This window comes from Mycobacterium sp. TH-M25, from assembly GCF_057473665.1.
The window spans coordinates 1-6,332 of sequence record NZ_JBYCLA010000535.1 but is presented as its reverse complement, the minus strand read 5'-3'; the positions used below and the strand labels follow the sequence as shown (position 1 = coordinate 6,332).

The 6,332-nt window shown below is 66.9% G+C and carries 8 protein-coding genes; 3 read left to right on the top strand and 5 right to left on the bottom strand.

All coding sequences use genetic code 11. The features are described from left to right. Positions 1 to 693, top strand: a 693-nt coding sequence (locus AC2VOU_RS17935) for a DUF2127 domain-containing protein (protein WP_486958588.1), incomplete at its 5' end; no start/stop codon positions are given. On the opposite strand, the gene AC2VOU_RS17930 is transcribed toward AC2VOU_RS17935, so the two are convergent. The 3 genes from AC2VOU_RS17930 to AC2VOU_RS17920 are packed head-to-tail and all read right to left on the bottom strand — an operon-like array spanning position 657 to position 3,639. After that, positions 657 to 1,826, bottom strand: a complete 1,170-nt coding sequence (locus tag AC2VOU_RS17930; protein ID WP_486958587.1) for an acyl-CoA dehydrogenase — start codon at positions 1,824 to 1,826, stop codon at positions 657 to 659. The two genes, AC2VOU_RS17935 and AC2VOU_RS17930, sit on opposite strands and share 37 nt — an antisense overlap. 35 nt (positions 1,827 to 1,861) lie before the next feature. Next, positions 1,862 to 2,380: a 5-(carboxyamino)imidazole ribonucleotide mutase gene (gene purE, locus AC2VOU_RS17925; protein ID WP_486958586.1), complete on the bottom strand. Its 519-nt coding sequence runs from the start codon at positions 2,378 to 2,380 to the stop codon at positions 1,862 to 1,864. Beyond that, positions 2,377 to 3,639 carry a 5-(carboxyamino)imidazole ribonucleotide synthase gene (locus AC2VOU_RS17920; protein ID WP_486958589.1) on the bottom strand — a complete coding sequence of 421 codons (1,263 nt, stop codon included), beginning with the start codon at positions 3,637 to 3,639 and terminating at the stop codon, positions 2,377 to 2,379. The genes purE and AC2VOU_RS17920 overlap by 4 nt, the downstream gene beginning before the upstream one ends. A gap of 77 nt (positions 3,640 to 3,716) precedes the next feature. On the opposite strand from AC2VOU_RS17920, the gene AC2VOU_RS17915 reads away from it, so the two are divergent. Continuing rightward, positions 3,717 to 4,373 carry a GtrA family protein gene (locus tag AC2VOU_RS17915; RefSeq protein WP_486958585.1) on the top strand — a complete coding sequence of 219 codons (657 nt, stop codon included), beginning with the start codon at positions 3,717 to 3,719 and terminating at the stop codon, positions 4,371 to 4,373. On the opposite strand, the gene AC2VOU_RS17910 is transcribed toward AC2VOU_RS17915, so the two are convergent. Together AC2VOU_RS17910 and AC2VOU_RS17905 are read right to left on the bottom strand one after the other, a co-directional pair. After that, positions 4,328 to 4,846 carry a PH domain-containing protein gene (locus AC2VOU_RS17910; protein ID WP_486958584.1) on the bottom strand — a complete coding sequence of 173 codons (519 nt, stop codon included), beginning with the start codon at positions 4,844 to 4,846 and terminating at the stop codon, positions 4,328 to 4,330. The genes AC2VOU_RS17915 and AC2VOU_RS17910 overlap by 46 nt on opposite strands. A 100-nt stretch (positions 4,847 to 4,946) precedes the next feature. Next, complete coding sequence (locus AC2VOU_RS17905; protein ID WP_486958583.1) at positions 4,947 to 5,780, bottom strand: biotin--[acetyl-CoA-carboxylase] ligase; 834 nt, start codon at positions 5,778 to 5,780, stop codon at positions 4,947 to 4,949. Positions 5,781 to 5,942: 162 nt separating this feature from the next. Between AC2VOU_RS17905 and AC2VOU_RS17900 the strand changes: the two genes are divergently transcribed. Continuing rightward, on the top strand, positions 5,943 to 6,332 hold a 390-nt coding region (locus AC2VOU_RS17900), incomplete at its 3' end, for a carboxyl transferase domain-containing protein (protein WP_486958582.1).

Below are 6,332 nucleotides of genomic sequence, written 5' to 3'. Positions count from 1 at the left end.
GGTCCGCCACGACGCAGTGGACCGGCGAACACCGCACCGGAAATCCCCCGCGGGCGGTTCCTGCGCGACCGCACACTGATGCGCGCACTCGCTGTCGAACGCGCATTTCGCGCCGTTGCCTTCCTACTGCTGTCGGCTGGCGTGGTGAAATTCAGTGGCTCCCGTGAACATTGGCAGCACGTCGTGGACCGCGACATGCCGTTGTTGAAGCCGCTGGCCAACCAGATCGGCTGGGATCCGGACAACTCCAGGCTCGTTCACCAGATCACCCATGCCTTCGCGTTGTCGTCGTCGACGCTGCAGTGGATCGCGATCGGCCTGGCCGGGTACGCGCTGATCGAAATCGTCGAGGCGGTAGGGCTGTGGCTGATGCAGCGGTGGGGCGAGTACTTCGCCGTCGTCGCCACCAGCGTCTTTCTTCCGTTGGAGATCTACGAGCTGACCGAAAAGGTAACGGCACTCAGGATTTTCGCCTTGACCGTCAACATCGTCGCGGTGATATGGCTGCTGTGGAGCAAGCGCCTGTTCGGGCTGAACGGCGGCGACGAGGCCTATCGGGAAGAGCATGCAGCCGAAAGCCTGCTCAGCGTCGAGAGCGCTGCGCTCAGCGGAACCACTTCCGGCGCAACGACTGTCGGTGCCGGTACCGCGAGCCGTCAGCGCAGTAGTGCACGCGACATCACTACGCGCTGAATCTGGTTGGTGCCCTCGTAGATCTGGGTGATCTTGGCGTCGCGCATGAACCGTTCCACCGGGAAGTCGACGGTGTATCCGGCGCCGCCGAACAACTGCACGGCGTCGGTGGTGACTTCCATCGCCACGTCGGAGGCGAAGCATTTCGACGCCGCGGAGATGAAGCCCAGGTTGCCCTCGCCGCGCTCGGCGCGGGCGGCGGCATGATAGACCATCAGCCGCGCGGCTTCGACCTTCATCGCCATGTCGGCCAGCATGAACTGCACGCCCTGGAATTCGCTGATCGACTTGCCGAACTGCTTGCGGTCCTTGGTGTAGGCGATGGCGGCGTCGACCGCGCCCTGTGCGATTCCGACCGCCTGCGCGCCGATCGTGGGCCGGGTGTGGTCCAGGGTCGCCAGCGCGGTCTTGAAGCCGGTACCCGGCTCGCCGATCATCCGGTCGCCGGGAATCCGGCAGTTCTCGAAGTACAGCTCGGTGGTGGGCGAGCCCTTGATCCCGAGCTTGCGTTCCTTCGGGCCGACGGTGAAGCCTTCGTCGTCGATGTGCACCATGAACGCCGAGATGCCGTTGGCGCCCTTGTCGGGGTCGGTCACCGCCATCACCGTGTACCACGATGACTTGCCACCGTTGGTGATCCAGGCCTTGGCGCCGTTGAGAATCCAGTCGTCGCCGTCGGCCTTCGCCCGCGTTTTCATACCCGCCGCGTCGCTGCCGGCCTCACGCTCACTGAGCGCATAGGACGCCATCAACCCGTCGTTGGCCAGCGTCGGCAGCACCTGCTTCTTCAGTTCTTCGGATCCGCGCAGGATCAGGCCCATTGTGCCCAGCTTGTTGACCGCCGGGATCAGCGACGCGGACGCGTCGACCCGGGCCACTTCCTCGATCACGATGCACGCGGCCACCGAATCGGCGCCCTGTCCGTCGTAGGCCTCGGGCACGTGCACGGCGTTGAAGCCCGACGCGTTGAGCGCCTTCAAAGCCTCCTCCGGGAACCGCGACTGCTCGTCGACCTCGGCGGCGTAGGGCGCGATCTCCTTTTCGGCCAGCGCGCGGATCGCCGCGCGCAACTCGTTGTGCTCGTCAGGCAGCTGGAACAGCTCGAACGACGAATCTCCGGCCCACTGAGCCATCTTGGCCTCCCCTTTTTGTGCCCGCCTGCACGGCGCTACTCATCGGTAACTTTACCTTGACGCTGTTTGAGTGCCGAATCCTTGGCCAGCACCGACTCGGCCAACTCCTGCTGGAAAGCCGCCATCCGGCTGCGCAGAACCGGATCCGACGCACCCAGGATGCGGACCGCGAGCAGGCCGGCGTTGCGGGCGCCACCGATCGACACCGTCGCCACCGGGACCCCGGCCGGCATCTGCACGATCGACAGCAACGAATCCAGCCCGTCCAGCTTGGCCAGCGGTACCGGGACACCGATCACCGGCAGCGGCGTAGCCGAAGCCACCATGCCGGGCAGGTGGGCCGCGCCGCCGGCGCCGGCGATGATCACCTCGATGCCCCGGCCGGCAGCCTGCTGGGCGTAGTCGAGCATCCGCTGCGGGGTGCGATGCGCCGAGTACACCCCGATCTCGTGGGCAACGTCGAACTCGGCCAGCGCGTCGGCGGCGTCGGACATCACCGACCAGTCGCTGTCGCTGCCCATGATCACGCCGACGCGCGCCGACTCACTGGTCATTGGCGCCGCTCCTCCTCATCGCGCTCCGCGCTCTGCATCGTCGCCGCGGCATGTGGATCCCATCCGTCCGTCCATTCCGCCGCTGACAACCAGTGTGCCGCGCGTTCGGCGCGTTCACGCAGGTTTGCCAACTCGGCACCATCCTCGCCGAGGACGTTGATGTGGCCGATCTTGCGGCCCGGTCGTTCTTCCTTGCCGTAGAGGTGCACCCGGGCGTCGGGCATCCGCGCGAACAGGTGGTGTAGCCGCTCATCCATGGACATGTGCGGCATCCGCTCGGCGGCGCCCAGCACATTGGCCATCACCGTGACCGGGGCGATGGCCGCGGTGTCACCGAGAGGGTAGTCCAGCACCGCGCGCAGGTGCTGCTCGAACTGGCTGGTCCGCGAGCCGTCCATGGTCCAGTGCCCGGAATTGTGTGGGCGCATCGCCAGCTCGTTGACCAGCAGCTTCCCCTCGACGGTTTCGAACAGCTCGACGGCCAGCACGCCCACCACCCCGAGTTCGGCCGCCAGCCCGAGTGCCAGCTGCTGAGCCGCGGCGCCGACGTCCTCGGACAGGTCCGGGGCCGGCGCGACCACCAGCACGCAAATCCCGTCGCGCTGGATCGTCTGGACCACCGGCCACGCCGCGCCCTGCCCGAACGGCGAACGCGCCACCAGCGCCGACAGCTCCCGACGCATCGCGACCCGCTCCTCGAGCAGTACCGGCACTCCGGAATCCCAGTATCGGCCGGCGATCTCGCGGGCCTCGGTCACATCGACAGCCATCCGAACCCCCCGCCCGTCGTAACCGCCGCGGCCCGCCTTGACCACCAGGGGGCCGTCGACCAGCCGCGCGAAGGCATTCACGTCATCGATGGTGTCGACGGCCGCGAATCGCGGCATCGGGGCACCGAAGGCATGCAGGCGCCGGCGCATGACGATCTTGTCCTGCGCGTGGACCAATGCCTGCGGCGGCGGCGTCACGTTGACGCCCTCGGCGACCAGCTTTTCCAGCAGCTCAGAAGGCACATGTTCGTGGTCGAAGGTGAGCGCGGTGGCGCCGTCGGCGACGCGCCGCAGAGCGTCGAGGTCGGTGTGCGAGCCGATGATCACGTCGGGACTGACCTGCGCGGCCGGATCGTCGTCGGATTCGGCCAGCACCCGCAGGCTCTGACCCAGCGCTATCGCCGCCTGATGGGTCATCCGGGCGAGCTGGCCGCCGCCGACCATGGCAACCTTGGGCGCGGAGTTAGGGGTCTTCGGCACGGCAATCATGGTGTCATGGCCGCCGGCCGGGTCGTCTGACGCAGTCACAGAGCACCCTTAACAAGCAATACGTACACTGCGACATTGTGTCCTTCGCCGATGCCACGATCGCCCGATTGCCGGGGCCGATCCGCCCCTACGCCGAGCGCCATCACGAGTTGATCAAGTTCGCGATAGTCGGCGCGACCACGTTCGTCATCGACTCGTCGATTTTTTACACGCTCAAGCTGACGATCCTGGAGCCCAAGCCGGTGACCGCCAAGGTCATCGCCGGCATCGTCGCGGTCATCGCGTCCTACATCTTGAACCGGGAATGGAGCTTCCGGGATCGCGGCGGCCGCGAGCGTCACCACGAGGCGCTGCTGTTCTTCGCGTTCAGCGGCGTCGGAGTGCTGCTGAGCATGGCGCCGCTGTGGGTGTCGACCTACGTCCTGGACTTCCGCGTTCCCGCGGTGTCATTGACCGCGGAGAACGTCGCCGACTTCGTCTCGGCCTACATCATCGGCAACCTGCTGCAGATGGCATTCCGGTTCTGGGCATTCCGGCGCTGGGTGTTCCCGGACGAGTCGGCCCGCAGCGGAGACCAAGCGCTGGAGTCGCTCACCGCCGGCGGTATCGCCGAGATTTTCGAAGACGTCGAGGAGACCGGCAACGTCACGCTGATGCGGGCGTGGCGCACGCGCCGCAGCCGGGTGAATCAGCTCGGCGATTCGTCGGAGCCCAGGGTGTCGAAAACTTCGTGATACAGCAGCGCGTGGACCTGCTCCACGCGCGGAATATCGTAAAATTCCAGTGGATCCTGTGATGCCGACTCGACGACCAGCGTGCCGGTGCGCAATATCCGATCGATCAACCGGTGGCGAAACTCCACGCTGTTGATCCGGGCCAGCGGAATGTCGATGCCGCTGCGGCTCAGCACCCCGTGCCGGTACATCACCCGACGGTCGGTGATGACGAAATGTGTGGTGAGCCAACCCAAGAACGGCCACAGGGTCAGCCAGCCGATCAACGCCAGCCAACTGGCCCCGATCACCCAGAAGACCACCTGTTTGGTGTTGTGGTCCCAGGCCGTGCCGCTGGTCACCGCGCAACCGAACGACGCCGCCGCGCTGGCCAGAACCAGAACAACGACCGGCCACAGCAGTCGCTTCCAATGCGGATGGCGGTGCAGCACCACCTGCTCGTCGCCCGCCAGCACGTTGTCGGGGTAGCTCACGCTGGCACTTTAAACGCTACCGTCGGCACGAGCGTGCGTGTTTGCACACAAACACGCCGTTGGAGGCAGCATTCTGCGCACGTTCGCGCGATCGCAAACCTTAACCGCCGGGCCGCAGGTGCGTGATGTCTCCGGCAGATATCGCCACCGTCTCTGCGCCGGTGTCGACGCACAGGCGTCCGGTCTCGTCGACATGCCGAGCCATCCCGACCACCTCTCGGCCGCCGGGCATGCTGGCCCGTACCCGGGAATTCAGCGTCAGGCTGTGGTGCTGATAGTCGGCAATCAGCGCCGCATCGGCGCCGCCGGCAGTGCGCCAGGCGTCAACGCGGCGCGCCAATTCGCGAAGAATCTTGCGCGCCAGAACAATTCGATCGGTCGTCGACGCACCCAGCATCAGCAGCGAGGTGGCGCGCGGATCCGGCGCTTGCTCTGCGGTCAGCAGCACGTTGACCCCGACCCCGACCACGATCGTCGGCGCCGGCGCGGCCACCTCGGCCAGGATGCCGGCCAGCTTGCCGCCGTCCACCAGCACGTCATTCGGCCACTTCAGGCCAGCCGCTACACCGATGGTCGCCAACGCGTCGACGACGGCGATGCCGGTGGCCAACGGCAGCCAACCCCAGCCCCCGCGGGGCACTGACCCGCCGGCCACCCCCGCCGACAGCGCCACCTGGGTGCGCGGCGGCGCCGACCATTGCCTGCCGTGGCGCCCTCGACCGGCGCTCTGGTATTCCGCCAACAGCACCGACCCGTCGATCTCGGCGCCGCCCTGGGCTCGCGCGAGCAGATCGGCGTTGGTGGAACCGGTTTCGGCGACGACGTCGAGGTGGCCCCAGGGCAGGCCCGGCCCGACCAGCCCGTCGCGCAAGGCCGCGGCATCCAGGGGTGCCAGTGAGGCTTCGGCTGGCACGATGCCGCCCTCCCTGTCCATCGAGTGTGAACCCAGGGCTTCCACTGTGCGCCGACTGCGGGACTTTCGCAAAAATCCCACCCCAGACGCAGGCTCGGCGCCATGGGCGCACACTCGGCATGTCGCCGACGCGGCGTGCGGGGTGCGGGATCACAATTTAAGGGACCGCTAAGATCTTTCACCATGACGAGCACTTCCGAGACTGCGGTCGAGGCACAAGCCGAGCACGAGATCGACATTCACACCACCGCGGGCAAACTCGCCGAACTGCGCAAGCGCAGCGGGGAGGCGCTGCACCCGGTCGGCGAAGCCGCCGTGGAAAGGGTGCACGAGAAGGGCAAACTGACTGCGCGCGAACGCATTTACGCCCTGCTCGACGAGGGATCATTCGTCGAGCTCGACGCGCTGGCCCGGCACCGCAGCACCAACTTCGGGCTGGACAAGAACCGTCCGCTCGGTGATGGTGTGGTCACCGGCTACGGCACCATCGACGGCCGCGATGTCTGCATCTTCAGCCAGGACGCCACGGTGTTCGGCGGCAGCCTCGGCGAGGTCTACGGCGAGAAGATCGTC

Excerpts from the sequence above, each read along its gene's own strand:
- AC2VOU_RS17905 (WP_486958583.1), bottom strand. The coding sequence starts at position 5,780 with ATGGACAGGGAGGGCGGCATCGTGCCAGCCGAAGCCTCACTGGCACCC.
- AC2VOU_RS17930 (WP_486958587.1), bottom strand. The coding sequence starts at position 1,826 with ATGGCTCAGTGGGCCGGAGATTCGTCGTTCGAGCTGTTCCAGCTGCCT.
- purE (WP_486958586.1), bottom strand. The coding sequence starts at position 2,380 with ATGACCAGTGAGTCGGCGCGCGTCGGCGTGATCATGGGCAGCGACAGC.
- AC2VOU_RS17920 (WP_486958589.1), bottom strand. The coding sequence starts at position 3,639 with ATGATTGCCGTGCCGAAGACCCCTAACTCCGCGCCCAAGGTTGCCATG.